This window comes from Niveispirillum sp. (assembly GCF_017996735.1).
Lineage (GTDB): Bacteria > Pseudomonadota > Alphaproteobacteria > Azospirillales > Azospirillaceae > Niveispirillum.
In genome coordinates, this window is record NZ_JAGOGJ010000003.1 from 75,636 (window position 1) to 102,348 (window position 26,713).

The 26,713-nt window shown below is 63.6% G+C and carries 29 protein-coding genes, 1 tRNA gene and 1 pseudogene; 10 read left to right on the forward strand and 21 right to left on the reverse strand.

The features are described from left to right. The first annotated feature begins 26 nt into the window (after positions 1–26). The 3 genes from lptE to KBA48_RS02075 are packed head-to-tail and all read left to right on the forward strand — an operon-like array spanning position 27 to position 2,322. Positions 27–548 carry an LPS assembly lipoprotein LptE gene (gene lptE / locus KBA48_RS02065; RefSeq protein ID WP_292903253.1) on the forward strand — a complete coding sequence of 174 codons (522 nt, stop codon included), beginning with the start codon at positions 27–29 and terminating at the stop codon, positions 546–548. A 13-nt stretch (positions 549–561) separates the two neighbouring features. Continuing rightward, the gene (holA, locus tag KBA48_RS02070; protein ID WP_292903255.1) at positions 562–1,593 is read left to right on the forward strand and encodes a DNA polymerase III subunit delta; all 1,032 of its coding nucleotides are present in this window, start codon (positions 562–564) and stop codon (positions 1,591–1,593) included. Between the two features lie 27 nt (positions 1,594–1,620). Beyond that, the gene (locus KBA48_RS02075; protein WP_292903256.1) at positions 1,621–2,322 is read left to right on the forward strand and encodes a DJ-1/PfpI family protein; all 702 of its coding nucleotides are present in this window, start codon (positions 1,621–1,623) and stop codon (positions 2,320–2,322) included. Here KBA48_RS02075 and KBA48_RS02080 read toward each other — a convergent pair. The 12 genes and pseudogenes from KBA48_RS02080 to KBA48_RS02130 form a co-directional block, all read right to left on the reverse strand. After that, the gene (locus tag KBA48_RS02080; RefSeq protein WP_292903257.1) at positions 2,310–2,891 is read right to left on the reverse strand and encodes a hypothetical protein; all 582 of its coding nucleotides are present in this window, start codon (positions 2,889–2,891) and stop codon (positions 2,310–2,312) included. The genes KBA48_RS02075 and KBA48_RS02080 overlap by 13 nt on opposite strands. A 94-nt stretch (positions 2,892–2,985) precedes the next feature. Next, positions 2,986–3,369, reverse strand: a complete 384-nt coding sequence (locus KBA48_RS02085; protein ID WP_292903259.1) for an ACT domain-containing protein — start codon at positions 3,367–3,369, stop codon at positions 2,986–2,988. Beyond that, a complete protein-coding gene (locus KBA48_RS02090; RefSeq protein ID WP_292903261.1) occupies positions 3,369–3,791 on the reverse strand; it encodes a hypothetical protein in 423 nt (140 codons plus the stop codon). The genes KBA48_RS02085 and KBA48_RS02090 overlap by 1 nt, the downstream gene beginning before the upstream one ends. Positions 3,792–3,862: 71 nt before the next feature. Then, positions 3,863–4,759: a ParB/RepB/Spo0J family partition protein gene (locus KBA48_RS02095; RefSeq protein WP_292903263.1), complete on the reverse strand. Its 897-nt coding sequence runs from the start codon at positions 4,757–4,759 to the stop codon at positions 3,863–3,865. Beyond that, positions 4,752–5,150, reverse strand: coding sequence for a ParA family protein (locus tag KBA48_RS02100; protein WP_292903265.1), 399 nt, complete (start codon positions 5,148–5,150; stop codon positions 4,752–4,754). The genes KBA48_RS02095 and KBA48_RS02100 overlap by 8 nt, the downstream gene beginning before the upstream one ends. After that, positions 5,148–5,261 (reverse strand) — tRNA-Ser (locus tag KBA48_RS02105). Before KBA48_RS02105 ends, KBA48_RS02100 begins: the two co-directional genes overlap by 3 nt. A gap of 135 nt (positions 5,262–5,396) precedes the next feature. Then, positions 5,397–5,570 (reverse strand): annotated as a pseudogene (locus KBA48_RS32990) (ParA family protein); the annotation flags it as partial. A gap of 41 nt (positions 5,571–5,611) precedes the next feature. After that, on the reverse strand, positions 5,612–6,217 hold the full coding sequence (gene rsmG / locus KBA48_RS02110) for a 16S rRNA (guanine(527)-N(7))-methyltransferase RsmG (RefSeq protein ID WP_292903433.1): 606 nt from the start codon (positions 6,215–6,217) through the stop codon (positions 5,612–5,614). Between the two features lie 55 nt (positions 6,218–6,272). After that, positions 6,273–8,141 (reverse strand): tRNA uridine-5-carboxymethylaminomethyl(34) synthesis enzyme MnmG, encoded by a 1,869-nt coding sequence (mnmG, locus tag KBA48_RS02115; RefSeq protein WP_292903266.1) that lies wholly within the window; start codon positions 8,139–8,141, stop codon positions 6,273–6,275. A gap of 62 nt (positions 8,142–8,203) precedes the next feature. Then, positions 8,204–9,523, reverse strand: a complete 1,320-nt coding sequence (gene mnmE, locus KBA48_RS02120) for a tRNA uridine-5-carboxymethylaminomethyl(34) synthesis GTPase MnmE (RefSeq protein WP_292903268.1) — start codon at positions 9,521–9,523, stop codon at positions 8,204–8,206. A gap of 22 nt (positions 9,524–9,545) precedes the next feature. Then, a complete protein-coding gene (locus KBA48_RS02125; RefSeq protein ID WP_292903270.1) occupies positions 9,546–9,935 on the reverse strand; it encodes a (2Fe-2S) ferredoxin domain-containing protein in 390 nt (129 codons plus the stop codon). Then, positions 9,932–10,195, reverse strand: a complete 264-nt coding sequence (locus KBA48_RS02130; RefSeq protein ID WP_292903271.1) for a DUF6489 family protein — start codon at positions 10,193–10,195, stop codon at positions 9,932–9,934. Before KBA48_RS02130 ends, KBA48_RS02125 begins: the two co-directional genes overlap by 4 nt. A gap of 136 nt (positions 10,196–10,331) precedes the next feature. Here KBA48_RS02130 and KBA48_RS02135 point away from each other — a divergent pair, with 136 nt between their 5' ends. From KBA48_RS02135 to KBA48_RS02145, 3 genes are read left to right on the forward strand one after another with little or no spacing between them, the layout of a single operon-like run. Next, positions 10,332–12,386 (forward strand): thioredoxin domain-containing protein, encoded by a 2,055-nt coding sequence (locus tag KBA48_RS02135; protein ID WP_292903272.1) that lies wholly within the window; start codon positions 10,332–10,334, stop codon positions 12,384–12,386. Between the two features lie 43 nt (positions 12,387–12,429). Continuing rightward, positions 12,430–13,122 (forward strand): dienelactone hydrolase family protein, encoded by a 693-nt coding sequence (locus KBA48_RS02140; RefSeq protein WP_292903274.1) that lies wholly within the window; start codon positions 12,430–12,432, stop codon positions 13,120–13,122. Positions 13,123–13,179: 57 nt separating this feature from the next. Further along, on the forward strand, positions 13,180–14,154 hold the full coding sequence (locus tag KBA48_RS02145; RefSeq protein ID WP_292903276.1) for a quinone oxidoreductase: 975 nt from the start codon (positions 13,180–13,182) through the stop codon (positions 14,152–14,154). Between the two features lie 17 nt (positions 14,155–14,171). Here KBA48_RS02145 and KBA48_RS02150 read toward each other — a convergent pair whose 3' ends face one another. The 3 genes from KBA48_RS02150 to KBA48_RS02160 all read right to left on the reverse strand — a co-directional run bounded on the left by KBA48_RS02150 (position 14,172) and on the right by KBA48_RS02160 (position 17,997). Then, the gene (locus KBA48_RS02150; protein ID WP_367273802.1) at positions 14,172–16,010 is read right to left on the reverse strand and encodes a DUF885 family protein; all 1,839 of its coding nucleotides are present in this window, start codon (positions 16,008–16,010) and stop codon (positions 14,172–14,174) included. A gap of 104 nt (positions 16,011–16,114) precedes the next feature. Beyond that, positions 16,115–17,065 carry a glutathione synthase gene (gene gshB / locus KBA48_RS02155; RefSeq protein ID WP_292903278.1) on the reverse strand — a complete coding sequence of 317 codons (951 nt, stop codon included), beginning with the start codon at positions 17,063–17,065 and terminating at the stop codon, positions 16,115–16,117. A 92-nt stretch (positions 17,066–17,157) separates the two neighbouring features. Beyond that, entirely contained in the window at positions 17,158–17,997 is an 840-nt protein-coding gene (locus tag KBA48_RS02160; RefSeq protein ID WP_292903279.1) for a SirB1 family protein, read from the reverse strand. A gap of 212 nt (positions 17,998–18,209) precedes the next feature. Here KBA48_RS02160 and KBA48_RS02165 point away from each other — a divergent pair, with 212 nt between their 5' ends. Next, positions 18,210–18,872 carry a TetR/AcrR family transcriptional regulator gene (locus KBA48_RS02165; RefSeq protein WP_292903280.1) on the forward strand — a complete coding sequence of 221 codons (663 nt, stop codon included), beginning with the start codon at positions 18,210–18,212 and terminating at the stop codon, positions 18,870–18,872. A 4-nt stretch (positions 18,873–18,876) separates the two neighbouring features. On the opposite strand, the gene KBA48_RS02170 is transcribed toward KBA48_RS02165, so the two are convergent. Further along, positions 18,877–19,194: a multidrug efflux SMR transporter gene (locus tag KBA48_RS02170; RefSeq protein ID WP_292903281.1), complete on the reverse strand. Its 318-nt coding sequence runs from the start codon at positions 19,192–19,194 to the stop codon at positions 18,877–18,879. Positions 19,195–19,556: 362 nt separating this feature from the next. Here KBA48_RS02170 and ihfB point away from each other — a divergent pair, with 362 nt between their 5' ends. Further along, positions 19,557–19,841, forward strand: coding sequence for an integration host factor subunit beta (ihfB, locus tag KBA48_RS02175; RefSeq protein WP_054168028.1), 285 nt, complete (start codon positions 19,557–19,559; stop codon positions 19,839–19,841). Positions 19,842–19,922: 81 nt separating this feature from the next. Here ihfB and KBA48_RS02180 read toward each other — a convergent pair whose 3' ends face one another. From KBA48_RS02180 to hemE, 5 genes are all read right to left on the reverse strand, one after another. Continuing rightward, on the reverse strand, positions 19,923–20,510 hold the full coding sequence (locus KBA48_RS02180; protein ID WP_292903286.1) for a malonic semialdehyde reductase: 588 nt from the start codon (positions 20,508–20,510) through the stop codon (positions 19,923–19,925). An 80-nt stretch (positions 20,511–20,590) separates the two neighbouring features. Continuing rightward, entirely contained in the window at positions 20,591–21,625 is a 1,035-nt protein-coding gene (locus KBA48_RS02185; RefSeq protein WP_292903287.1) for a glucosaminidase domain-containing protein, read from the reverse strand. A 375-nt stretch (positions 21,626–22,000) separates the two neighbouring features. Continuing rightward, positions 22,001–22,555, reverse strand: a complete 555-nt coding sequence (locus KBA48_RS02190; protein WP_292903289.1) for a NifU family protein — start codon at positions 22,553–22,555, stop codon at positions 22,001–22,003. A gap of 66 nt (positions 22,556–22,621) precedes the next feature. Continuing rightward, a complete protein-coding gene (locus tag KBA48_RS02195; RefSeq protein ID WP_292903290.1) occupies positions 22,622–23,647 on the reverse strand; it encodes a hypothetical protein in 1,026 nt (341 codons plus the stop codon). Between the two features lie 30 nt (positions 23,648–23,677). Beyond that, positions 23,678–24,736, reverse strand: a complete 1,059-nt coding sequence (gene hemE / locus KBA48_RS02200) for a uroporphyrinogen decarboxylase (RefSeq protein WP_292903434.1) — start codon at positions 24,734–24,736, stop codon at positions 23,678–23,680. A 441-nt stretch (positions 24,737–25,177) separates the two neighbouring features. On the opposite strand from hemE, the gene KBA48_RS02205 reads away from it, so the two are divergent. Together KBA48_RS02205 and KBA48_RS02210 are read left to right on the forward strand one after the other, a co-directional pair. Further along, a complete protein-coding gene (locus KBA48_RS02205) occupies positions 25,178–26,092 on the forward strand; it encodes a pyruvate, water dikinase regulatory protein (RefSeq protein WP_292903291.1) in 915 nt (304 codons plus the stop codon). Continuing rightward, positions 26,092–26,706, forward strand: a complete 615-nt coding sequence (locus tag KBA48_RS02210; RefSeq protein ID WP_292903292.1) for a nucleoside triphosphate pyrophosphatase — start codon at positions 26,092–26,094, stop codon at positions 26,704–26,706. Before KBA48_RS02205 ends, KBA48_RS02210 begins: the two co-directional genes overlap by 1 nt. The last annotated feature ends 7 nt before the right edge of the window (positions 26,707–26,713 follow it).

Sequence of the window (26,713 nt, forward strand, 5' to 3'; positions counted from 1 at the left end):
TGAACCAAGCCTCAACGAGGCGCGCCATGGCCCAGCATTTTCCCCGTCTTGCCACCGCCCTGCTGCTGGCCCTGATGCCGGCGGTGCTGGGGGCCTGCGGATTCAAGCCGGTCTATGGCACCGCCGCGCATGAAAGCGCCGTGGGTGCCGCCCTGGCCAATGTCCAGATCGATCCGATCGTCGATCGTAACGGACAGGTCCTGCGCAACAACCTGATCGACCGTTTCTATACCGATGGCCGCCCCGCCAGCCCCCGTTACCGTCTGGCCGTGGCCCTGGCCGGCACGGAAGAGGAACTGGGCATCCAGAAGGATGCGACCGCCACCCGTGCGCGCCTGCGCCTGCAGGCCAGTTACGAGTTGATCGAGATCAGCACGGGGCAGGTGGTTTACCGCACCTTCTCCCGCTCCGTCGTCAGCTTCAACCTGCTGGACAGCCAGTTCGCGGTGCTGGCTACGCGTCAGGATGCCTATGATCGCGGGTTGACCGAACTGGCCGACGATATCCGCACGCGCCTGTCGCTCTATTTCGCGCGCGACACGCAGTAAGGGGGGGCCAGCGTTGAAGGTTCAGCCGAAAAACGCCGACGCCTTCGCCAAGCGCCCGCCGCCCGCCACCCGGCTGGTCCTGCTCTATGGTCCCGATGCCGGGCTGGTCCGCGAACGGGCAAAATCCGCCGCACAATCCGCCTGTCCCGACCTGTCCGACCCGTTCCGGGTGACGGAGATGAAGGCCGATCAAGTGGTCGGCGACGCCGCACGCCTGGGCGATGAATTGTCGGCCATCGCCCTGACCGGTGGGCGCCGCGTGGTGCGTCTGCGTGATGGCGACGACAAGCTGGCCCTGGTGATCAGCAATCTTCTGAAGGATTTTCCCGCCGGCGACACGCTGCTGGTGATTGAGGCAGGGGAACTGGATGCAAGGTCGAAGCTGCGCAAGGCGGTGGAGGATGCCGGAGACATTGCCGGCGCCATCGCCTGCTATGTGGAGGGGGAGGAGGAGCTGGCCGGCACCATCGGCCGCATGATGGCCGACCATGGGCTGCAGATCGATCCGGATGCCCGCGACTGGCTGGCCGGTAATCTGGTTGGCGACCGATCCACGGCGCGTGGTGAAATTGACAAGCTGGCGCTCTACATGCTGGGTGAAAAGCGGGTGACGCTGCAGGATGCCCGCGCGGTCATCGGCGACAGCGCCGCGCTGGACATGGACGAGCCCGCCCAGGCAGCCGCCAGCGGCGACATGGCAGAGGTCGACCGGTCCCTGCGCCGCCTCTATGCCGATGGCACCGCGACCGTCGGCATCCTGCGTGCGGCCCAGCGCTATTTCCAGCGCCTGCACATGGCCGTGGCGCATGTCGCCAAGGGGCAGAGCCCGCAGGCCGCCGTCAAGGCCTTGCGCCCGCCGGTCTTTTTCAAGCTGGAACCGATCCTGACCGCCCAGATCCGCAACTGGACCCTGCCCAAGCTGCACCAGGCCCTGGACCGCCTGCAGGAGGCCGAGGCGGAGTGCAAACGCACCCATATGCCGGATGAAACCATCTGCTCGCGCGCCTTTTTCCAACTGGCGCAACTGGCGCGGCGGCCCAACTGACCCGATCAGGCGGAAAAGGAAAGACCCATGAATATCGTCATGCTGCTCTATCCCCGCCTGACCCAGTTGGACCTGACCGGCCCGTTCGAGGTTTTTGCCCGCCTGCCGGACGTAAAGATCATCCTCGCCGCCAAAAGCCTCGACCCCGTCACCGACAGCGGCGGTTTGCGCCTGCTGCCCACGCACACACTGGCCGAGGCACCCCAGGCCGATATCCTGTTCGTGCCCGGCGGGCCGGGGCAACTGGACCTAATGGATGATGCCGAGGTGCTGGATTTCCTGCGCGCGCAGGCGGCGGGCGCGCGCTATGTCACGTCGGTCTGCACGGGCTCGCTGGTCCTGGCGGCCGCCGGCCTGCTGACCAGTTATCGTGCCACCTGTCATTGGATGTCGCTGGATCAGCTTGCCCTGTTCGGCTGCACACCGTGCAGTGAGCGGGTGGTGGTGGACGGCAACCGCGTCACCGGCGGCGGCGTCACGTCGGGCATCGATTTCGCCCTGCATCTGGCGGCCATGCTATTCGGCCGGGAGCGGGCGGAGCGGACCCAGCTTTCCATGGAGTATGATCCGGCCCCGCCCTTCACCAGCGGGCACCCGCGTAGCGCCGACCCGGCGATGGTCGACAGCCTGCAGGCCAATGCCGCCGCTTTTCAAGGTAGACGCCGGGGGGCGGCACGCGCTGCCGCGACACGGTTGAGCGCGTCCATCCCGGCCGATCAAAATTCGTGAAGGTTGGGCTTTTTGGACAAAATTTCGGGCCAGCCGATCAAAATTTTAAGCCTCAAGCCCGAATAGATAAATTCTCGTGAGGCTAAACACGAATTTGTGGCACGCTGCCCGGATAGACAAATTTTCATCGGGTTTGCCCCATGCCCCACCGCTTGACCGGAAACGAGCGCTATATCGGCCATATGGGCCTGCGTCATCGCTTTGGATTGCGGATACCGGAGCCCTTTGTCATCTCCATCGTCGGTGCCGGACAGCGCCGTAGCCACAGCCAGCCGAACCATCAGATTGAACGCTACCCCGTCAGTTATAACAAGGGCAACGACGCGATCAGCGATCTGAAGTTCGCCATCCGGTATGAACCCCTGGAACTGGGGCTTTTGAAAGCAGCCTTCAAAGCAATCGGACCAGAACGGCTTGAAGATTGGGTACGGTGGGAACCGTCGGGACAATTCGCACGTCGGGCCTAGTTTCTGTACGAGTGGCTGCTGGGCGAAAGGCTCGATTTGCCCGATGCGACCATTGGCAAACACATCAGCGTACTGGACGCCGCACTGCAGATTGGCCTTCACGGCGAAACTTCCCGGCGGCAGCGGCATTTCCCTGAACTGACGGACGAGGAGGTTGAGCGGTTCGAGGAGGCAGTGCGCGCCGCCAAGGAAGCGGCTACGCCGCCACTCGATGCCCCGCCGTCCTCAGCGCGTTGATCGCCGCCTGCAGCGTCTCCTCCCGCACAAGGATGTAATCGGTGTCATAAGTGGCGATGGCGAACAGGCTGATGCCGGCCTGGGCCAAGGGGGCCGTCAGGGCGGCCAGGATACCGGTCAGGGCAAAGTCCAGCGGTCCTTGCACCTTCAACGCCCGCCACGGCCCCACGGCCGCCACATTGGCCGGAACGCGGTCCTGGCGGACCACGATGGACAGTTCCTCATCCGTGCGGGTGATGCTGACAAAGCCGGGACCGGCAGCCCAGGCGGGAAGGGGCGCGTCAGGGACCAGACGGCAGACGGCCAGAACGTCGGACAGCAGGGTCAGTGGCAGGGACGGCATCAGGCCCCGGCCGGCAGCATCTCCGGTTCCTCATAGGAGATCACCACCGCCACGCGCCAGCCGGCATCCCCGTCGCGGCGCAGGACGTAGGAGGTGGAGAAGCGCATGATTTCCGCCCGGTCGGCGGAACGCAACAGCCACAGCACCTCCGCCCGCGCCAGGCTCTCCCCACACGGCCAGGCCCAGACGGCCGCAGGCACGGGCCAGGCCAGCCCGATATGGCGATATGTCTCCAGCATACCGTCGACATAGGCGCGGACCGCATGCGGATCGGCATGCACAATAGGCTTCGCCGCCGTCAGGACCGTCAGGGGCTGATCGAACAGGGCGGCCACGCGGTCAGTGTCGTAGGCGGCAAAGGCCGCGCTGTAGCCATTGAAATAGGCTGCGGCCTCTGCGCCGATCTGGCTGCTGTCGGTCATTCTTCCCTCTGGATTGCTTGATGTCGTTGAATCAAAAGGGCTAGAACGTGTCCCGCGTTCCGGCCCCGATCTCATCGCTTCAGGATGCGGTTCAGCACCCCATCCAACTGGTCCAACGTCCGGTAATGGATCAGAAGGGTGCCCTTCTTGCCCGTGCCGTTCAGCGTGACCTTCAGCCCCAGGGCCAAGGAGACTTCCCGTTCCAGGGCCACCGTGTCCGGCGCCTTGTCCTTCACCGCCTTGGTCAGGACCAGCGGTTCGGACGACATCTGTTTTACCAGCGCTTCGGTCTGGCGGACATTCAGCTCCCGCTTGATGACCTCCTGCGCCGCCGCCATCGGATCAGGCGCGGTCAGCAGGGCGCGGGCATGGCCCATGGACAGGCTGCCATCCTGGACCAGGGCCTTCACATCATCGGGCAGGGCCAGGAGGCGCAGCATGTTGGCGACATGCGACCGGCTTTTGCCGACCGACCGCGCCAGATCTTCCTGCGTATGGTCGAACTCATCCATCAGGCGCTTATAGCCTTCAGCCTCTTCCAGGGGCGTCAGGTCGGAGCGCTGGATATTCTCGACCAGCGCGATTTCCAGCGCCTCACGGTCCGTCAAGGTGCGGACCAGGACGGGCACTTCATGCAAGCCGGCCAGTTGCGCCGCACGCCAGCGGCGCTCACCGGCGATGATCTCGTAACTGGTATTGCCGGGCGTGGCCGTCGGGTCCTTACGGACCAGCAGCGGCTGCAGGATGCCCCGCTCCCGCACGCTTTCGACCAGTGCCGTCATCGCGTCTTCATCGAAGCGGCGGCGCGGCTGAAACTTGCCCGGATGAACCTGATCGATGGGCAGCAGCCGGGTCAGGCGGACCCGATCGACCTGCTGTTCCTCCTCGTTACCCGCCGCTTCGCCGAACAGCGCGGACAGGCCACGCCCCAGACCGGTGCGCGAATTGCTTTTTTTCGGTTCATCCATAAGCCAACTGCCGCTTCCGCTCACGCTTCAACATCTCACCCGCCAGATGGATATAGGCCTGTGCGCCCGCCGACTTGTGGTCATAGAGCAGCACCGGCTTCCCATGGCTGGGTGCCTCGGACACCCGCACATTGCGGGGGATCACCGTCTCATAAACCTTTTCGCCGAAGAAGCCACGCACATCGGCGGCCACCATGTCGGACAGGTTGTTGCGACGGTCGAACATCGTCAGGACCACGCCATTGATATCCAGCGTGGGGTTGAAGGCGCGCTTCACGCGCTCGATGGTACGGATTAGATGCGACAGCCCTTCCAGGGCATAGAACTCGCACTGCAGCGGTACCAGCACGGCATCGGCCGCCGCCAGGGCGTTAAGGGTCAGCAGGCCCAAGGCCGGCGGGCAGTCGATCAGGATATAATCGAACCCGCCCGACGATTTTTCCAGACTGTCCTTCAGACGGAATTCGCGGCGTTCAACATTCACCAGTTCGACCTCGGCCCCCGACAGATCGACATTGGCCGTCACCACCCACAGGCCGGGAACGGCAGTGGCCACCGCCACCTCCTCCACTGTCAGGTCAGCGAACAGCAGGTCATAAATGCCGAATTCCCGGTTGCTCTGGGGAATGCCCAGACCGGTGGAGGCATTGCCCTGCGGATCATTGTCGATGATCAGCACCCGTTTGCCACAGGCGGCAAGGGCGGTGGCCAGATTGATGGTCGTCGTGGTCTTCCCCACGCCACCCTTCTGATTGGCAAGCGCGATGATATGGGCACGATGGGCGGGAAGGGGCAGGGCGGCGCTCGGCACGGTCGTTCAACCTCTGTCGTTCGGCATGTGGCGAGACCGGCTTATCGCGGTGACAGCTCGGTGATGCGCAGAATGGTTCCGGCCGGATCAGTCTGGCTTGGGAACCGCTCAACCCGCATATTCCAGGAATCCTTCACCGCGGTCAATTCATCCTCCGCCGTCCTGCCCTTCGGAAATAGGCAGGTGCCGCCCGGTTTCAGCATTCCATGGGCCCAGGGCAGCAACAAAGTCAGTTCGGCAAGCGCGCGCGCCGAGACAACATCGGCGGCGGGCGTGTCCGCCACCTCGATCCGCACCGGGTGCACCGTGACTGGTGCGCCCGTCACCCGCGCCACCTCGCGCAGGAAGGCAGCCTTGCGCACGTCCGATTCGACCAGATGCACCTCCGACACGCCCAGGATGGCAAGGACCAGACCGGGGAACCCGGCACCCGATCCCAGATCGACCAGCACCTTGGTAGTTTCCGGAATCAGGCTGAACACCTGCGCACTATCGGCCAGATGCCGGTTCCAGAGATCATCCAGCGTCGTCTTGGAGACTAGGTTGATGGCCGGATTCCATTTGTGCAGATGCGCCGCATAGACCTCCAGCCGCTCCAGTGTTTCACGTGAAACACCGAAGCGTGCCTGGAACTGTTGCGGGCTCATCGGCGGCGGCCCCGGCGGGCGGGGCATGGGCGGCAGCTTCAGCGGTTTGGAGGGTTTACGCGGCGCCACGGTCGGAACCCCGCTTCTTCACATGCCGCAACAAAGAGGTGAGGGCAGCCGGCGTCATACCCGGAATGCGCGCAGCGGCACCCAGCGTCCCGGGCCGTGACGCCTTCAGCTTCTGGCGGATTTCGGTCGACAAGGACGCAATGCTGTTCGGGTCCAGATCTGTTGGCAGTTCCAGCGCCTCATCCTTGCGGAAGGCACGGATGTCCGCCTCCTGCCGGTCCAGGTAGCCGGCATATTTGCCATCAATCTCCACCTGTTCGGCGATATCCGGCGACAGGGCCGACAGTTCCGGCCAGACCTGGCACAGGCGCGGGAAGTCGATCTCCGGATAGCGCAGCAGGTCCAGCGCGTTGCGGCGGACGCCATCCTTGTTGATATGCAGCCCGTGCTTTTCCAACTCGTTGGGCGTGGCCGACAGGCCGGTGACCAAATCACGCGCCTGGGCCAAAGCAGCCTTCTTCGCTTCCCAATACGATTGACGGCGCGCGTCCACAATTCCGACGGACAGGCCCCGGTCGGTCAGGCGCTGATCGGCATTGTCGGCGCGCAGCAACAGCCGGTATTCGGCCCGGCTGGTGAACATGCGATAGGGCTCGGAGGTGCCACGGGTGATCAGGTCATCAATCAGCACACCGATATAGGCCTCCGCCCGATCCAGCACGAAGGGGGCGGAACCGGTCACGGCCAGCGCGGCGTTGACACCGGCGATCAGGCCCTGGGCTGCCGCCTCCTCATACCCCGTGGTGCCATTGATCTGCCCGGCCAGGAACAGGCGGGGCAGGCGGCGGGTTTCCAGTGTCCGGGTCAGTTCGCGCGGATCGACATAATCATATTCGATGGCATAGCCTGGCCGGATCATGCGCACATGTTCCAGGCCGGGGATGTTCTTCAGGATGTCGAGTTGCACATCGCGCGGCAGGGACGTGGAGATGCCGTTGGGATAGACCGTGTCATCGTCCAGCCCCTCCGGCTCCAGGAAAATCTGGTGCCGTTCCTTGTCGGCAAAACGGACAACCTTGTCCTCGACACTGGGGCAGTAGCGCGGACCCACCCCCTCGATCTGGCCGGAATACATCGGTGCGCGGTGGATATTCGCCCGGATGATCCGATGAACCTCCGCCGTTGTGTAGGTGATGGCGCAGTCGATTTGCGGCGTGGTGATACGGTCGGTCAGGGTGGAGAATGGCGGCGGCGGATTGTCGCCCGGCTGCATCTCCAGCCCTGCCCAATCGATAGTCTTACCATCCAGACGCGGCGGCGTGCCCGTCTTCAGTCGGCCCAGATTGAAGCCCAGCTTCTCCAGCGTGAGGGACAGGCCGATGGCCGGTTCCTCATCCACACGGCCGGCGGGGATCTTCTCCTCCCCAATATGGATCAGGCCGCGCAGAAAGGTGCCGGTGGTCAGGACCACGGCACCAGAACGGATTTCCCGCCCGTCACCGGTCACGATACCGGCGCAGGCGCCCGAGGCATCGATGATCAGGTCTTCGGCGGCGGCCGCGATGATATCCAGGTTCGGCTGTTCGGCCAGCGCCACCTGCATGGCCTGGCGATAGAGTTTGCGGTCCGCCTGGGCGCGCGGGCCTCGCACCGCCGGCCCCTTGGACCGGTTCAGGATGCGGAACTGGATGCCACCCTGGTCCGTCACCCGGCCCATGACACCATCCAGCGCATCGATCTCGCGCACGAGATGTCCCTTGCCCAGGCCACCGATGGCCGGGTTACACGACATCTCACCAATCGTTTCCAGTTTGTGGGTCACCAGCGCGGTACGGGCCCCCGCACGCGCCGCCGCGGCCGCCGCCTCGCATCCCGCATGGCCGCCGCCAACCACGATCACATCATAGTGCTGCATGGGGGCGGAAGATAAGGGTGGCAAAGGCCTCTGTCAAAGGGCAGGGGCGCATGGGGGCCCCGTCACTTCCCGATGCAGAAATCCCGGAAGATCACGTCCAGCAGGTCTTCCACATCCACTCGCCCCGTAATTCGGCCCAGGGCGCGCATGGCCAGCCGCACATCCTCCGCCGCCAGTTCGGGCAGGGGGGCCTGCAGCGCGCGCAGTAAATCCTCACGGCATTCTTCCAACGCGGAGCGATGGCGGGCACGGGTCAGGGCGGGGGCGCCTGAGGGGGCGTAGCGGGCGGCGACGGCCTGTTCCAAGGCCGCCAGCAACGCCGGCACCCCATCGCCAGTGCGGGCAGACAGGGGCAGGATGGGCCGGCCGACCAGCGGGGCGACGACACCGGGCACGTCAGCCTTGTTCATCACCAGCAAGGCGTCATCATCGACTAGGGCCAGGGTCGCGGGGTCTGGCAAGGCCCCACCATCAAACACCAGCAGCTTCAGATCGGCCTTGGCGGCGCGGTCCAAGGCCCGGCGAATGCCCTCGCTCTCCACCTGATCAGCGGCATCGCGCAGGCCCGCCGTATCGGCCAGCAGAACGGGATAGCCGCCAAGGTCCAACTGTACCTCGATCACGTCACGGGTGGTGCCCGCCTGATTCGACACGATGGCAACGTCACGGCGGGCGATGGCGTTCAGCAGGCTGGACTTGCCGGCATTGGGCGCGCCCAGAATGGCGATGGAGATGCCATCGCGCAGCCGCTCCCCCCGCCCCTGATCGGCCAGATGCGCCGACAGTTCGGCCACCAGACCCTGCACGACCGGCCGCACCGCGTCCGACAGGCCGCCGGGCAGATCCTCATCCGGGAAGTCGATATCGGCCTCCAGATGGGCCAGCGCGCGGGTCAGGCGGTGGCGCCACCCATCGTACAACTGACCCAGGGCGCCTTCCATCTGACGCAGGGCCTGCCGACGCTGTGCCGCCGTTTCGGCATCCACCAGATCGGCGATGGCTTCCGCCTCCGTCAGATCCAGTTTGCCATGTTCGAAGGCACGGCGGCTGAATTCCCCTGGTTCCGCCACGCGCAGGCCCAGCCCGGTCAGGGCCTGTGTCGCCGCCGACAGCACGGCGCGGCCGCCATGCAGATGCAGCTCCACCACATCCTCACCGGTAAAGCTGCCGGGGGCGGGAAAGGACAGGACCAGAGCCTTGTCGAACAATTCCCCCGTGACCGGGTCACGCAATCCCGCCAGGGCCGCCTGGCGTGGCGGGGGCAGGGTACAATGGGTCAGTGCGGACAGTGCCGCCGCGGCACCGGGTCCGGAAATGCGGATCACCTGTACCCCGGCACGGCCGGGGGCAGAGGCCAGGGCAAAGATCGTATCGGCGCGCATCAGGCGTGTTTCACGTGAAACATCAATCAGCCGCAGCCCGGCGGGCAACGATATCGGCGGGCAGCTTGTCGGTGGGCTGCAGCATCAGACGTTCCACCCGCTTTCCCTCCACCAGATGGGTTTGCAGCACCTCATCCACATCCGCCTTGCTGGTCACCGCGTACCAGACACCTTCGGGATAGACGACCAGAACGGGGCCAAGCTCGCACCGGTCCAGGCAGCCGGCATTATTGATCCGCACTGCCTTGCCCAGACCCAGACCGGTGGCCTTCTTCTTCATATAATCGCGCAGTTCGTCGCCACCCTTTTCGCGGCAACAGCCACGGGGATGGCCCGGCTCCCGCTCATTCGTGCAGACGAAGACATGGGCGCGGTAATAGGGGGCGGGGTCCGCCTTCACATCATGACTCACTTCTTCACATCCTTGGTGGGAGCGCCACCCATGGCGCTGGACATCTGTGACCACATCATTTTCTGGAATTGTTCAATCCCCTGCAGCCCCACGGGAAGCCAGGTCTTCATCATGGTTTCGGGATCCATGGCCTTCATATTGGCCGACATCTGATCCTGCAATTGCTGCATCAGGGCCGCCTGCATGGGCTGCACATCGGGCAGGCCGAAGAAGGTCCGCGCCTCTTCCGGTGTGCATTCGATATTGATCGTCACCTTCATGGCGCCCGCTCCCCCTTCTGACGTGTCGCGATTTTTCCCGCACCCTGGGTTCGACACAAGGATAAACTATCTGTTCTTCACAGGCCCGTCATGGATTGACGTCATGATGGGCGAACCTGCGCCGAAGGGACCAATCATGGCCACGCCCCAGAACAGCGCGCATCGCGGCGCCGGTAACCTGTTGCACCGGGAAACCAGCCCTTATCTGCGCCAGCACATGGACAATCCCGTCGATTGGATGGGGTGGGGACCCGAGGCGCTGGCCAAGGCCAAGGCAGAGGGTAAGCCCATTCTGCTATCGGTCGGCTATGCCGCCTGCCACTGGTGCCATGTCATGGCCCATGAAAGTTTCGAGAATCCGGCCATCGCCGCCCTGATGAACAGCCTGTTCGTCAATATCAAGGTGGACCGGGAGGAACGGCCCGACCTGGACCATATCTATCAACAGGCGCTGGCGCTGCTGGGGCAGCAGGGGGGCTGGCCGCTGACCATGTTCCTGACCCCCGATGGGCATCCATTCTGGGGCGGCACCTATTTCCCGCCGGAGCGGCGATGGGGCCGGCCTGGCTTTCCGGAGGTGTTACAAACCGTTGCGCAAACCTTCGCCCAGGAACCGGGCAAGGTTCAGCGCAATGTCCAGGCTCTGGCCAGCGCCATGGACAATCTGGCCGCCGGGCGGCCAGGCGACGCCGTCACCGCCGAAACCCTGATCCAGGTGGCCGAACGGTTGGTGCAGGAGGTAGACCCCGTTTGGGGCGGCATCGGCGGCGCCCCGAAATTCCCGCAGCCGGGTATCTTCGAGCTGCTGTGGCGGGCCTTCCTCCATACCGGCCGACCCCAGTTCGCCAGCGCGGTGGTGCAGACTCTAACCCGCATGGCGCAAGGCGGCATCTATGATCATCTGGGCGGCGGCTTCGCCCGCTATTCGGTGGATGCCGAGTGGCTGGTGCCCCATTTCGAAAAGATGCTCTACGACAATGCACAGTTGATCGACCTGATGCTGACCGTCTGGCAGGAGACGCACGACCCCTTGCTGAAGGCGCGGATTACGGAGACGGCGGATTGGGTTCTGGCCGAAATGGTGGCCGAGGGGGGTGGTTTCGCCGCTTCCCTGGATGCCGACAGCGAAGGGGAGGAGGGCAGGTTCTATGTCTGGACCGAGGGTGAAATCCGCCGTCTGCTGCCCGCCGATGATGCCGACCTGTTCTGCCGGATTTACGGGGTCACCGTGGACGGCAACTGGGAAGGCCACACCATCCTCAATCGTATGCATGAGGACGGGCTGGCGGATGCGCAGACGGAAACCATCCTGGCCCGTTGCCGAACGATCCTGCTGCACACCCGCGCCGGAAGAGTGCGTCCCGGTTGGGACGATAAGGTCCTGGCCGACTGGAACGGCCTGATGATCGCCGCCCTGGCCCGCGCGGGTAGCGTGTTTGGTCGGACCGACTGGCTGGCGGCGGCGGAACGGGCCTTCGCCTTTGTGGTGGAGCAGATGTCGGCCCCCGACGGACGATTGCTGCACAGTTTCCGGGACGGGCAGGCACGCCATCGCGGCACGCTGGAAGACCATGTCAACATGGCCCGCGCGGCCATAACCCTGTTCGAAATGACGGGCAATGACGACTATCTGCGTCGGGCCATCGGCTGGCTGGCGCTGGTTGAAAGCCATTTCCGGGATGACACGGATGGCGGCTTTTTCATCACAGCGGATGATGCAGATGATTTGATCCGCCGTCCGCGCCATGCCCACGATAATGCTGTGCCGGCAGGGAATGGCGCCCTGGTCTGGCTGTTCAGCCGGCTATGGCTGCTGACCGGTGATGATCAGTGGCGGCAGCGGGCGGATGCGCAGATCACCGCCTTCGCCGGGGAAGTGGGACGGAACTTCTTCCCGCTGGCCGGGTTGCTGAACGGCGTGGACCAGCGGCTGCATGGTCAATCGCTGGTTCTGGTCGGTCCGCCGGATGATGCTGACCTGCTGGTCCTGCGGCAGGTCGCCCTGGAACGGTCACGGCCCAATCTGGCCCTGCTTCTCCATAAAGGGGCGGGAGATTCCGGATCCCCGCTGCATCCCGCCGCAGGTAAAACAATGGTTAAAGGACGTGCGACCGCTTATCTTTGTCAGGAACAGCATTGTTCGGCCCCGGTGACGGCGGCCACAGACCTCGCCGCCCTTCTGGGTGGATAGTCCGTCTCATTTCAACGCAGACCATACGAAGAAGGATATCGCCATGCCCGATGTTTCGATCCAGTCGCCCGACGGCACCTTCAGCGCCTATCTGGCCGCCCCGGCCAGTGGCACGGGCCCGGCCATTGTGGTGATCCAGGAAATTTTCGGCGTGAATGCCAATCTGCGCGCCATCGCCGACAAATATGCCGAAGCCGGTTATTTCGCCATCGCCCCCGACCTGTTCTGGCGACAGGAACCCGGCGTCCAGATCACCGACCAGAGCGAGGCCGAATGGCAGAAGGCCTTCCAATTGTACCAGGGCTTCAATGAGGTGAAGGGCGTTGAGGATCTGGCAACCACCCTGGCCTTCATTCGCCACTATCCCGGTGTCACGGGCAAGGTCGGCTGCGTCGGTTTCTGCCTGGGTGGTAAGCTGGCCTATCTGATGTCCACGCGCACCGATATCGATGCTTCCGTCTCTTATTACGGGGTGGGGATCGACAAGGATATCGCGGAAGTGTCCGCCATCACCAAGCCGCTGCTGCTGCATATCGCCGGCAAGGACGGGTTCGTCCCGCCCGAGGCGCAGAATGTGATCAAGGAAGCTGTTGCCGGCAATTTCCTGATCGAGGTGCATGTCTATCCGGAGCGGGATCACGCCTTCACCCGTATCGGCGGCAAGCATTACCATGACGAAGATGCCAAGCTGGCTCATGGCCGCTCGGCCGAATTCTTCAAGAAGCATCTGGGCTGAGTGATCGCCCCGCCGGGATGCGGATCGGCGCATCCCGGCCCTTTTCAGGACACTGACATGACCCACGCCATCACTGTCGAACAGACCGGCGGCCCCGAAGTGCTGCGCTGGCAGAAGGTGGATCTGGCCCGGCCTGGTCCGGGTCAGGCCCTGATCCGGCATACGGCCATCGGGCTGAACTTCATCGATGTCTATTTCCGCACGGGCCTTTACCCCGCGCCGCTGCCGTTCACCCCCGGGATGGAGGGGGCCGGCATCGTGGAGGCGGTGGGTGAGGGGGTGACGGATATCCTGCCCGGCGACCGTGTGGGCTATGGCCAGTCCCCCCTGGGTGCGTATGCCGAACGCCGCCTGATCCCGGCTGACAAGTTGATCCGCCTGCCGGACTGGATCGCGGATGAGGTTGCGGCCGCCATGCTGTTGCAGGGGCTGACCGCGCAATATCTGCTGCGTCAGACATTTCACGTGAAACAGGGTGACACGGTCCTGATCCATGCCGCCGCTGGTGGGGTCGGGCTATTGGCCTGCCAATGGGCCAACGCCCTGGGCGCCACGGTCATCGGTACCGTCGGATCGGCGGAAAAGGCCATGCTGGCCGCTGCCCATGGCTGCCATCATGTCATCCATTACGGGCAGGAAGATCTGGTGGCCCGTGTTCGGGAGATCACGGACGGGCAGGGTGTCGATGTCGTTTATGACGGGGTTGGCAAGGATACGTTCGACCGGTCGCTTGATTGCCTGCGCCGACGAGGCCTCATGGTCAGTTACGGCAACGCATCGGGCGCCGTGCCACCCTTCGATATCGGGTTGCTGAACAAAAAGGGCGGGCTGTTCCTGACGCGGCCCTCCGTGGGGCATTATGCCGGCACACGGGCAGAACTGCTGGCCATGGCCGATGACCTGTTCGCCATCGTGAAGACGGGGCAGGTGAAGGTGAATATCCATCAACGGTTTGCCCTGCGCGATGTGGCAAATGCCCATCGCGCGCTGGAGGCGCGGGCCACCACCGGCGCCACCGTGCTGCTGCCATGACCGGGTAAGGGGCGTCGTCAGACGCCCTTGACCCATCCCGTTACCACCTGTTCCAGCACCGATAGCGGCACCGACCCATTGCCCAGGATCGTGTCGTGGAAGCGTTTGATATCGAACCGGGTGCCCAGCTTTTTGCGGGCGGATTCCCGTAACTCCAGGATCTTGCGCATCCCGATATAATAGGCGCAGGCCTGACCCGGATAGACGATGTAGCGATCGACCTCACGTTCCGCCACCTCCCGCGTGAAGGCGGAATTAGCCACAAAATAATCGATGGCCTGCGCCCGCGTCCACCGCTTGGCATGGATGCCCGTATCCATGACCAGACGCAGCGCCCGCCACAGGGCAAAGGTCAGACGGCCGAAATCCGAATAGGGGTCGGCATAGAAGCCCAGTTCCTTGGGCAGCCGTTCTGAATAAAGCCCCCAGCCCTCCACATAGGCGGTATGGAAATCGTGCCGGCGGAATTCGGGCAGACCCGTGGCTTCCTGCGCCAGGGCGATCTGCATATGGTGGCCTGGAATGCCTTCATGGAAGGCCAGAACCTCCATCTGCCAGATCGGCATCTCCTTCATGTTGGACAGGTTCACGTAATAGATGCCGGGCCGTGATCCATCGGCGGCCGGCTGTCCGTAACGGGCGATGGTCTCGCTGGCCTCGCGATAGCGTTCAAACCGCTGTACCACCAGCGGCGCCTTGGGCTTCAGGTTGAACTGTCCGTCCAGCACCGCCTTCACCCGATCCAGGATCAGGTTGGCACCCTTCAGATAGGCATCGTGACCAGCATCATCATCGGTGAAATAGAAGCGTTTGTCGGTGCGCAGGAACTGGTTGAAGGCTTGCAGGTCACCCTTGAAACCGACCTTGTCTTTGATGGTCTCCATCTCCGCATGGATACGCTTCACCTCCGTCAGCCCCAGTTCATGAACCTCCACCGGGTTCAGGGGCAGGGTGGTGTGGCGGGACAGGCACCATTGGTAATAGGCGTCACCATCGGGCAGTTTCCACACCCCATCCCGATCGTCCGCCTTGGCCAGCAGAGCTTCCATGGTGGTGGCCAGACGGTTCCAAGATGGGGCAAAGCGGGTGGATAACAGGCTCTCGGCCTGGCTGATCAGGGCAGTCTTCTCCGCTGTCGGCAGATCCAGTGCCTCCACCTTGCGGCGGAAACCGGTCAGCAGGGCCGTCTCCTCACCGGCTGATGGGTCGAAGGGGCGTCCCGTCAAAACATTGCGGATGGCGACCAGGGCCTTTTCCACGGAAAAGCGCGGGGGGATCACGCCGCGTTCTGCCCGGACCTGCAGCGCGGTGATCAACTGACCGACAGGCTGATCAATGCTGTCCACCCGTGCCAGCCAGGTCTGTGCGCCCAGCTTGTCCCGGATGGGATGATAGGTGGTCAGCGTGTCGATCAGGTCGCCGTGACGGCCGTTGAAATGGTCAGCGGGGTAGTAGTTCCCGCGCCAGCGGGCGGAGGCCAGCGCCTCTTCCGTCTGATATTCCCAGAGCTTCTTATTCAGTCGCCCCTCGGGCAACAATTTGGCGTCCGGAAAATCCCGCCGCAGGCGGGCCAGATCAGCCTTCAGTTCCGCATCATTGGCGGCCAGGGACGCATCGGAAAGGTCGTCCCACGCCCTCTGATCACCGGGCAAGCCCAGGGCCGTCCGCATCTCGGGCGATTTGGCGGCCTGCCGGGCAAAAGCATTGGCGAAAAATGCATTGAGCTCGGGATCGGCATCGGCGGCATGGGCTGGGCCCGATAAAAACCCATTGGCAAATGTCCAGGCCGCCAGCCCGCAGCATGAACATAAAAGGCTACGCCGCGTGACCGCCGGATTGCTGACACCGTTCCCCATGACGCTTCCCCCTTTTGGTTTCAGGGGGGAAGCTTGGCGCAAGCGGCCTGGGTGGGCAAGGGGCGGGTATGTGTGTCCCCCTTACCCCTTTGCCCGAAGCCGTATCAGCGTGTGGCGGCGTAACGTGCTTCCATCGCGTCCCACAAGGTGGCTTCCAGCGCTGACCCGTCCAGTTGGTTGATCTGCTGAATGCCCGTGGGGCTGGTGACATTGATCTCCGTCAGATAATCACCGATCACATCGATGCCGACAAAGATCATGCCCTGCGCACGCAGGGTGGGGCCAATGGCCTCACAGATTTCCTGCTCTCGCCGGGTCAACTGCGTCTTGCCGGCGCTGCCGCCCGCATGGAAATTGGCCCGCGCCTCACCATCCTGCGGGATTCGCGAGACGGCACCGGCCGGCTTGCCATCGATCAGGATGATGCGTTTGTCGCCCTTGCGGATCTCCGGCAGATATTTCTGCACGATGATCGGTTCGCGATAAAGCTGGGTAAAGGTTTCCAGCAGCGCGCCCAGGTTCTCATCATCCGGTTTCACGTGAAACACACCGGAACCACCGTTGCCGAACAAGGGCTTGACGATAATGTCCTTCCATTCGGCACGGGCGGCCAGCACCTCATCGGCTGACGAGGTGATGACAGTGGGCGGCATCAGGTCGGGGAAATGGGTGACGAACAGCTTCTCCGGCGCATTGCGCACCGCCGCCGGATCATTCACCACCAGCGTCCTGGGATGGATATGTTCCAGCAAGTGGGTGGCGGTGATATAGGCCATGTCGAAGGGCGGGTCCTGACGCATCAGCACCATGTCCATGGTCGACAGGTCAATGATTTCCGCCGCACCCATGGAATGGTGATTGCCGCGTTCGCGGCGCACCTGCATCGGGCGGACCTTGGCATAAAGTTTATTGCCGCGCAGGGCCAGATCGCGCGGATGGTAATGCCAGAGGGCATGGCCACGACGCTGTGCCTCCAACGCCATCATGAATGTGCTGTCGGTATCGATATTGATGGACTCGATCGGGTCCATCTGGATGGCGACCTTCAGGGTCATGTCGGGATGTCTCCGGCCAGCGGAAAGGAAGATGGCCGCAGCAAAGCACAAGCCATGCGCGGATGCCATGCGCGACGTCACAGGGCAGGGGATTAATTCAGGCGTCCCCGCAACTGCCGCAGCAGCGTGCGCGTATGGTCCAGCAACTGGGGCGATGCCCCCCGCGCCTCACCGATACGCAGGAAAGTCTCGAACGCCGCGATACCGGCCGTCAGATTGCCCAGATGCGCGTTCAGCAGGCCGGATTCCCGCCACAGGCCGATATGCTCGGGCGCGAACAGCAGCATATCCTCGATCACGGCCAGCGCCTTGTCGGGCTGGTCCGTCGACAAGTGCCGGAGCTTCAGGTTGTTCTGCAGGCGCAACAGTACTTCGCGGTTCGACACGGGCGCATAATGGTCGGGCGTCAGTTCCGCTTCGATGCCGGCCGTCTGTTTCAGCATGTCGCGCAATTCACGCGGGCCCAGGGGGATGGCGCCGCTGAACGGATCGATGATCTGCCGCCCGCCGGCATGGTCCAGACGCAACAGGAAATGACCGGGGAAGTTCAGGCCCAGAATGTCCCAGCCCAGGGACCGGGCCGCAGAGATCAGCAGAATGCCCAGTGACACGGGCAGGCCCCGCCGCCGGTCGATGACGCGGACCAGATTGGCGTTCTGCAAATCCTCATAGGTTTCGCTGTCGCCGGCATAGGAATGCATTTCCAGCAGCCGGCCCAGGGCCCCAACCCGCTCGGCAAGCGCGTCGGGCACAGCCTGCATCACCTGGCCAAGATCGCTGCCCAGTTGCGCCAGATGCGCACGATAGGTGGTCAGGTCGGCCGGATGATCCAGAACGGCCAGCGCCAGGGCGGCCTCACCCACATCAATCTCGTCATCCGCCACGGTGCCGAGGCGGCGCAGATAATCCAGGGCCTGTTGGCGCGGCGTCACGGGCGGGATGCTCGTTATCGGGTTCGATCGCGCTTCCCATAGCGCAGGCGGGGGCGGGGTGTCGAGCCTTTCGCGTGCCCCCCGCATCACGTCTCATCAGACCGGCGCATTGCCATATTGCCTTGGTAACGATATTCGCTCTAGATAATCACTCAACCCGATACAGGGTTAAAGGAAAGTTAACCAGTAACCTTTGTTTCCGGAAGAAAACGATGTCGATCTCCCCTGCGATCGCCAAGGAACAGGAAAGCGAATTTCACGGTTCGCGTATCCGGCAGACACCCAAAAGCATTGCCACGCACCAGCGCATCATCGAGGCGGCGATCCGGTGCTTCCTGGAAATCGGGTACCACCGCACCACCACGTCAGAGATCGCCAAACAGGCGCGGGTGACGCGGGGTGCGGTCCAATACTACTTCCCCACGACACCGGAGGTGCTGCGCGCCACCGTCGACCATATCATCCAGGGCTTCACGGCCGAATATCTGGCCGCCACCACCAATGTGGCGCATGAGGGTGGGGAAGGGCTGGACCAGGGGATCGACGCCCTGTGGCATGCCGCGCACAGCCCGCTCTGGACCGCCTGGAAGGAGTTGGAGGCCGCCGCCCGCACGGAGCCGGAACTGGCCAGCATCATGGGCCCGGCCAAGGCCGCCTTTGCCGCCCGCTGGGAACAGACGGCCAAGGACCTGTACGGTTCTTTCCTGGTTGCCGACCCCGTGAAGTTCGAGATGGGCCGGCATCTGGCCTGGCAGTTCCTGCAGGGACTGGCCAGCAGCCGCCTCACCCATGCCGAGGAAGATCAGGCGGTGAAGCAGCACCTGCTGGCCGAGTTCAAGCGTCTGATGCGGCAATATTGGGGGCTGGAGGGCTGAACGATCAGCGTTCCAGCAGCTTCAGCCCCGCGACACCCGCCAGGATCAAGCCCACACAGGCAAGACGGGCAGGATCGAACCCTTCCCGGGCCATGATCATGCCGGCCAGAACGGCACCCGCCGTGCCGATCCCCGTCCAGACCGCATAGGCCGTGCCCAGAGGCAGGGTCCGCATGGCCATTGCCAGCAGCCACAGGCTGGTAGCCAGACAGACAAGCATGATCAGGCTGGGCAGGGGACGGGACAGGCCGGCACTTTCCTTCAGCCCCAGCGCAAAACCGATTTCGAACAGGCCGGCGGCCAGCAGATAAACCCATTCCATGGAGTTTTCTCCATCATGGAAGGGTCGTCCCCACCGGTATCAGAGACCATCCGGGGTCGTCCCCGGCGGCGACGCGGCACCCAGGCCGCGATCGGATTTTGAATATTAGGACCGGGTGGGAAGGGTGCAAGAGAGGCTGATGGCATGGCGCGCATGCGGCCTTGGCGGGCACCCGTCTATTGGACCTAAGAAAACTGTTTTCGCAGAAAGACTTACCCTTGCGCCGCCGGCCCGGCTGGGGCAATCTTTCCTTGGTTAAACAAAGGTGGCCGATGGCCCGTGACCTTCGGCCGGGCCGCTGGCCGGTCGGTGAAGGCCGGGGTCCTCGAGAAGGCTCCAGGTCCCAGGGGGGATGAAAAGGCATGACCAAGTCGGAACTGATCCAGCGACTGGCCGAACGCAACCCGCATCTGTACCAGCGGGACGTGGAGAAGATTGTCACCACGATCTTTGACGAGATCACGGAAGCGCTGGCCCGGGGCGACCGGGTGGAACTGCGCGGCTTCGGTGCCTTCTCCGTGAAGCGCCGCGATGCCCGGACGGGCCGCAACCCCCGCACCGGCGAAAGCGTGGATGTCGATGAAAAGGTCATCCCCTTCTTCAAGACCGGCAAGCAGTTGCGTGAGCGTCTGAACACCGACGAGTGACCGGTTTCGGTCCGCGCATGAAAAAACCCCGCCGATCCTGGGGATGGCGGGGTTTTGCTTTTTGGCCAGCGACCGGGAAGATCACAGGACCTGGCACACATCCTCAAAATCGAACCGCGGGCTGCGGTCGAACAGGCTGGCCGGATCGCCATAGCCCAGATTGCAGATAAAATTCACCTTGAACCGGCCGTCGGCGAAGAATTCGGCATTCACCTTGCCCTGGTCGAAGCCCGACATGGGGCCGCAATCCAGACCCACGGCGCGCGCCGCCAGCAGGAAATAACCCGCCTGCAGGGTGCTGTTGCGGAACGCCGTTTCAAAGGCCACGTCCGGATTGGCGAACCAGGGACGGGCATCGACATGCGGGAACAGGCGGGGCAGATGCTCGGCGAACTGTGTGTCGTAGGCCAGGATAGCCGTGACCGGGGCCGACATGGTCTTGGCCAGATTGCCGGCTGACAGGGCCGGACGCAGCCGTTCCTTGGCCGCCGGTGTCGTCAGGAAGACGATACGCAACGGGCAGCAATTGGCGCTGGTCGGGCCCCAGCGCAGCAGATCATGAACCTGGCGCAGGGTTTCGGCGGCCACCGGCTGGTCGGTGAAACCATTATAGGAACGGGCCGCGCGGAACAGTTGGTCAAGCGCGGCATCGGAAAGCACGTCACTCATCGTCACATCCTTGGGCTGGAAACCACTCATACCTGTGATATCGGCCATCACAGGCATGAGGGCAAGCCGCAAGACGCCGATCAGCGTCGCATGCTGGCCGGGACCACGCCATGGTCGCGGGCGATCTCGGCCCGTGTGCGGGGACCGACCACTTCCTCCATCTGATCCTCGCTCAACACCGCCTTGTCGAAATCCGACAGGGCGTTGACCCGGATCAGGGATCGGATGGTACGCAGATAATCCTCACCGCGTTCCGAATAGGCCCCCAGGGAATTGACCAGGGTCAACCCCTCGATGGGCTTGCCCTGGCTCCGTAGGCCGGCCCGCATCTGACGGAACTGCGAATAGGCCCGGTGCGTGTTCAGATTATGGATATAGCTTTCCACGCTGCCCTTCGGATCATCGAAGGCCTTGAAGCGATGGGTTTCGCCCTGGCGGCGGTTACGGGGCACGATGCCCTCATCCTCCGCCTTGAAGGTCAATTGGCCGAACAGGGCATTGCCCTTCTGGGCAAAGCGGGAGGTACCCCAGCCGCTTTCTTCCGCCGCCTGGGCCAGGGCCAGGGAAACGGGCACCACATCAACCCGTTGCAACAGCGCCTTGGTATTGGTTTCCCCGTCGGGATTCATGCCATAGCGGACGGCAAGTTCCGCCAGCCAACGCCGATCCTGCGGGGCCAGGCTCTGCCCCCCCAGCTTGACGGCATGCAGCCGGCGCAGCCGGTCGCGATCCTGCTCGATCCGTTCATTGGCCATCAGGATCAGAGGCAGCAGCGTCTTCACAAACAAGGCCTTACGGTCGTCGCTGCTTTCAAGTGCCGTCATGCCCGTCGGCAGATCGGTCAACACCAGCCGTGGCACGGCGGTTTCGCCGCTGCGCACCGTTTCGATCCGGTATTCCCGGGAATGGAACAGGTCGAGCGTCGCCTTTGCGTCCAACTTGAAAGCCGGGTCATGGCGCGTGCTGGCGGCTGCCACCTCGACCGTGAAGCCCGGATCCGGCCGCAGCACCGGCAGCAGGAATTCCCGCGCCGTCCTGTCCAGCGAACGGCTGGACGCGCTCATGAACACAGTACCCGGAATGATCACGGTGATGAGCAGGAACAGGGCGGACATGCCCCATATGCGGGCAGCCGTACCGCGGGGGCCATCAAGGCCCTCGTTCGCGTCTGTCTGCATTGTATTTCAATCCTTTACAGTCCAAGCCGAATGGACGCGCCGCGCCCCCAGCTCGGGGGACGCGCCCGTCATTTTGCCGGAGCAAACTCCGCACTTTGGCCGATGGCCCTCAATAAGGCCGGCCCGACAGCGTCAATAGCATAACCTTCCAGCGGCCCCTTCCTGGGTTTTACCGCAGTCCGGATTTTGTGCCGGTGGGGTCTAATTCCCCGCAAAAGGGGCACCAACCCCCCGGCACACCATCTATCGACGCCTTCTATCCCAACCCATTGCGACCGAATTGAGGCGCATTTTATGGATCGGAAGGAGACCTTACCGGATTTGCTGCACCTCGACAACCTCTGGAATGTAATAGCGCAGCATGTTCTCGATACCCGCCTTCAGAGTCGCCGTGCTGCTGGGGCAACCGGCGCAGGCACCCTTCATGGCCAGATAGACGACACCCTTCTCAAACCCATGGAAGGTGATATCGCCGCCATCCTGGGCGACCGCCGGGCGCACCTTGGCGTCCAGCAGTTCCTTGATCTGGGCGACGATCTCGTCATCATCTTCGTTGACCTGATTATCGTCCGCCTTGACCTGCGTCAAAACGGGTTTGCCCGTGGCGAAATGTTCCATGATGGCGCCCAGGATGCCGGGCTTCATCACATACCAGTCGCGGCCGGCATCCTTGGTCACGGTGACGAAATCACCGGCCAGGAACACACGGGTCACACCCTCCACCTGAAACAGCCGCTCCGCCAGGGGAGAGCGGGTGGCCGCGTCCGCCGCATCGGTGAAATCGGCCGTGCCGGCGCCCAGAACATCACGGCCCGGCAGGAACTTCAGGGTCGCCGGGTTCGGGGTGTCTTCGGTCTGGATGAACATCTTCTACGGTCCTGATCATGCCCAAGGAGGCCTCATCCCCGAACTTGGGGCCAAAGGCCGGCATAATCAAGCCATGGTCTGCCCATGCATGGCAGCCACCGCCATGCGCCGATGCGGGCAATGGGGGTGATCATCCGGGCATAGGCGCCGGCCGAACCCCGCACAGACGCCGGCGCGCCCGGCCAGCGCCTGCCGCACCAGCGGCGCCAGATCACCGCCATCGGTCAGGGCGGGACGGGCCAGGGTCAAGGACAGGATGCCTGCAGAAGCCGCCTGTTCGCGCCATTCATCCAGGTAATCGGCCCAAGCCGCGCGCAGCAGGGGCCAGGTGGTCAGGGGCAGGATGGACAATGACGGGGCACGGGTGCGCCGGATGGCCTGTTCTACCGTGGGCAACCCCCCTCCGTCGAAGCCGGGTATATCCAGCCGCGCCGCCGTGATGCGTGTCGGCGCGATATCCAGCAGGCGGGCCAGCTCACGCGACAGCCGATCCATCTGCCAGGCCAAGGGATCACCCCCGGACCAGCCCGTGCCCGGCGCCACCAGCAGCAACGACCCCGTATCGGCCCTTCCCGAAAGCCCCGCCACCTGACGCGAAAGACCACGCAGGACGGCCGGGTCGGTGGGATGGCAGCACAGGCTGCTGGTCGCCACCTCCAGCCCCGCGGCTTGCGCGGCCCGGCCCCAGACCTGCAGCGCCGTTCCGTTCAGCCCGCCGGAAAACAGGGGTGCAGGCGGCACCAGCACCAGCCGGTCCGGCCGGAACGCCGCCACATCATGGGCAATGACGATGGGGGAGGGCGCTGCGAACAGCCCGGCGGCAAAGACCTGGACAATGCCATCCCCCCAGAGTGCATTCTCCAGCCCGGCAACCAGCGGTTCGTCGGCCGCCTCCGTCAAATCATCCAGGATGAAATGCCGGGCCAGACGGCGGGCCCGCAGCCCGATCAGTGCCCGTATGGGCAGGGAGGGCGGATATTTGCGCGCCGCCGCCAGCAGGGCACGCAGATAGGGCAGGATCAGCCCATCCGCGACGGGCTGGCCCGGCTGCATCAGAACGATGGCAATACGGTCCCGAACAGAGGCTGTCACCACCGGCACACAAACTATGGGATTGAGGAATCAATCCCTTGTGGCAGGCTTCCAGTCCCGGATCAACCCGGCCAAACGAGATACGTTTTCCGGTGGTGTTTCCTTGATGATGCCGTGGCCCAGGTTAAAAATGAAGGGGCCATTGCCAAGTGTTTCCAGCAGGTCGATGACCGCCCTGTCCATGGCTTCACCGCCCGCGATCAGCAGGACAGGGTCGAGATTGCCCTGCACGGCCACCTTGCCCTGCAGGTGTGCCGCCGCCCACGCCGCCGGCACGCCGGGGTCCAGCGACACGGCATCCACACCCGCCTGCTCGACGAAGCTTTCCAGGTTCAGGCCGGCCATGCGCGGAAAGCCGATGATGGGCGTGTCCGGGTGCCGCTGCTTCAGCGCCGCCGTGATCCGGCGGGTGGGGGCCACCACAAAGCGCTGGAAATCGGCGGCGGACAGGGCACCGGCCCAACTGTCGAACAATTGCACCAGTTCGGCACCGGCCTGGATCTGCATGGACAGATATTCGACCGTCGCCTCCACCAGGATGTCGATCAGCCGGTTGAAGCCGACCGGGTCGGTATAGGCGAAGCGCTTCACATGCGCATATTCCTTCGATCCGCCCCCTTCAACCATGTAACAGGCCACGGTCCAGGGAGAGCCGGCGAACCCGATCAGGGCCGTCCGTTCATCCAGGGCGGCCCGAATGCGTGACACCGTCTCGTACACGGGCGCCGCTTTCCGGTGCAGGCCGTCCAGATCCAGCTTCAACAGGCCCTGCTGGTCCCGGATGGGGTCCAGCACCGGCCCCTCGCCTTCGGCAAAGCGCAGCCCCTGTCCCAGGGCATGTGGGATGATCAGGATGTCGGAGAACAGAATGGCCGCATCCATGCCGTACCGGCGCAGCGGCTGCAGCGTCACCTCGCAGGCCAGTTCCGGGTTCATGCACAGGTCCAGGAAACCACCGGCCTGTGCCCGCACCTGCCGGTATTCGGGCAGATAGCGGCCCGCCTGACGCATCAGCCAGAAGGGCGGCGGCGTCTGCGGATGGCCTGCCAGGGCGGCCAGCATCTTCTTCTGCGGGGCGGGGGCGGACATAGTCATGGTTGAACCCGGATCACGGTAAGCTTCAAGGGTGCCAGACTTTATCCCAACCCCTCTCTTAAAACTTAACTTTTTTAATGAAAGGATTGGAGGAGTAGTAGGTCCTGTGGATAACGGTAATTCCTTCTTGTCCGCATTTTTGTCCACAAACCGGTTTGACGGCGGGGGTGTGGAAAAAAAGTGTGGAAAACTTTATGGACCCCGTTGCAAGACGCGCGCAAATGCTGGGTTTACGGGGATCATTGCGATATGGGGACAATCTTGTCGTCTTGTCCGATTCGTCCTTGATTCTAAGGCAAACCCGCAGACTTAATCCCAGCCCGCACAACAGGGCCGATAAAGTCGGGCTTGCCAGGGATGGAAAAGCCCGGCTACGCATTTCAGGCCCATTCACACACATCCGTCCCCGACATATCCCCAGGAGCGGTTCACAGGATGCATCCCGGCGATCACCATGGCAGCCATATCAAGGCGCCCAACGCACCCCGGAATTTCCATCTGCATCTGGTGTCCGATGCGACGGGGGAGACGATCAATTCCGTCGCCCGCGCCTGTGTCAGCCAGTTCGATCAGGTGCACCCGATCGAACATTTCTGGAATCTGGTCCGCACCGAACGGCAGTTGGACATGGTGCTGGAAGGTATCCGGGAAAATCCAGGCCTGGTGATGTTCACCCTGGTGAACGAGAAGCTGCGGCACAAGCTGCAGGACACCTGCCGGGAACTGGCCATTCCCAGCATTTCGGTGCTGGACCCGCTGATCAACGCGCTGGGTACCTATCTGGGCCTGCAGAGCCAGTCCAAGCCGGGGCGGCAGCATGCGCTGACGGCCGAATATTTCGGCCGCATCGACGCCATGGATTTTGCGCTGAACCATGATGACGGGCAAAGCGCCTGGGGGCTGCATGATGCCGACGTCATCCTGGTGGGGGTCAGCCGCACGTCGAAGACGCCGACCTGCATCTATCTGGCTAATCGGGGCATCAAGGCGGCCAACATCCCCTATGTGCCGAACTGCCCGCTGCCGCCGGAACTGGACCAGCTTAAACGCCCACTGATCGTGGGCCTGACCAAGGACCCGGAACGGCTGGTGCAGATCCGCCGCAACCGCCTGAAACTGCTGAACCAGGGCGACGACACTTCCTATACCGATCCCGAACGGGTGCGGGAGGAATTGCTGGAGGCCCGCCGCCTGTTCACGCGCAAGGGCTGGGCCGTCATCGATGTTTCCCGCCGGTCGATCGAGGAGACGGCGGCCGAGGTCATGATGCTGCTGGCCCGCCGCCGTCCGCAGGTGGTGGCTGCCGCTGCCGCCGTGACGGGGGAGAATGCACCCAAGGGGAATGATTGATGCCTGTCTTCCTGTCATCCGAACCCATCATCCTGGCCTCGGCCAGCGCTTCGCGCCGCCGCATGCTGGAAGCGGCCGGAGTGGAGGTGCATGCCGAGGCCGCGCGGGTGGATGAGGAGGAGATCAAGCTGTCAGGCAAGGCCGCCGGCATGAAGCCGCCAGAGGTGGCCGAAGCCCTGGCCGACCTGAAAGCATCCAAGCTGGCGCGCAAATATACCGGTCCCTATGTCGTGGGTGGTGACCAGATGCTGGAATGTGATGGCCGCTGGTTCGACAAGCCCCTGGACCGGGCCGATGCCGCCAATCATCTGCGCCTGCTGTCGGGCCGGACCCATACGCTTTATTCGGCCGTCGTGGTGTTCCACAATGGCGCGCGCGTCTGGCACCATATCGACCATGCCACCCTGACCATGCGGTCCCTGTCGGACAGTTTTATCGACCGCTACCTGGATGCGGCTGGTGATGCCGTCCTGTCCTGTGCCGGGTCCTATCAGGTGGAAGGGCTGGGGGCGCAACTGTTCAACAAGGTGAAGGGTGACCATTTCACCATCCAGGGTCTGCCCCTGCTGCCGCTGCTGGATTTCCTGCGCGTGCGCAAGGTTCTGCCGGTCTGACGGGGAG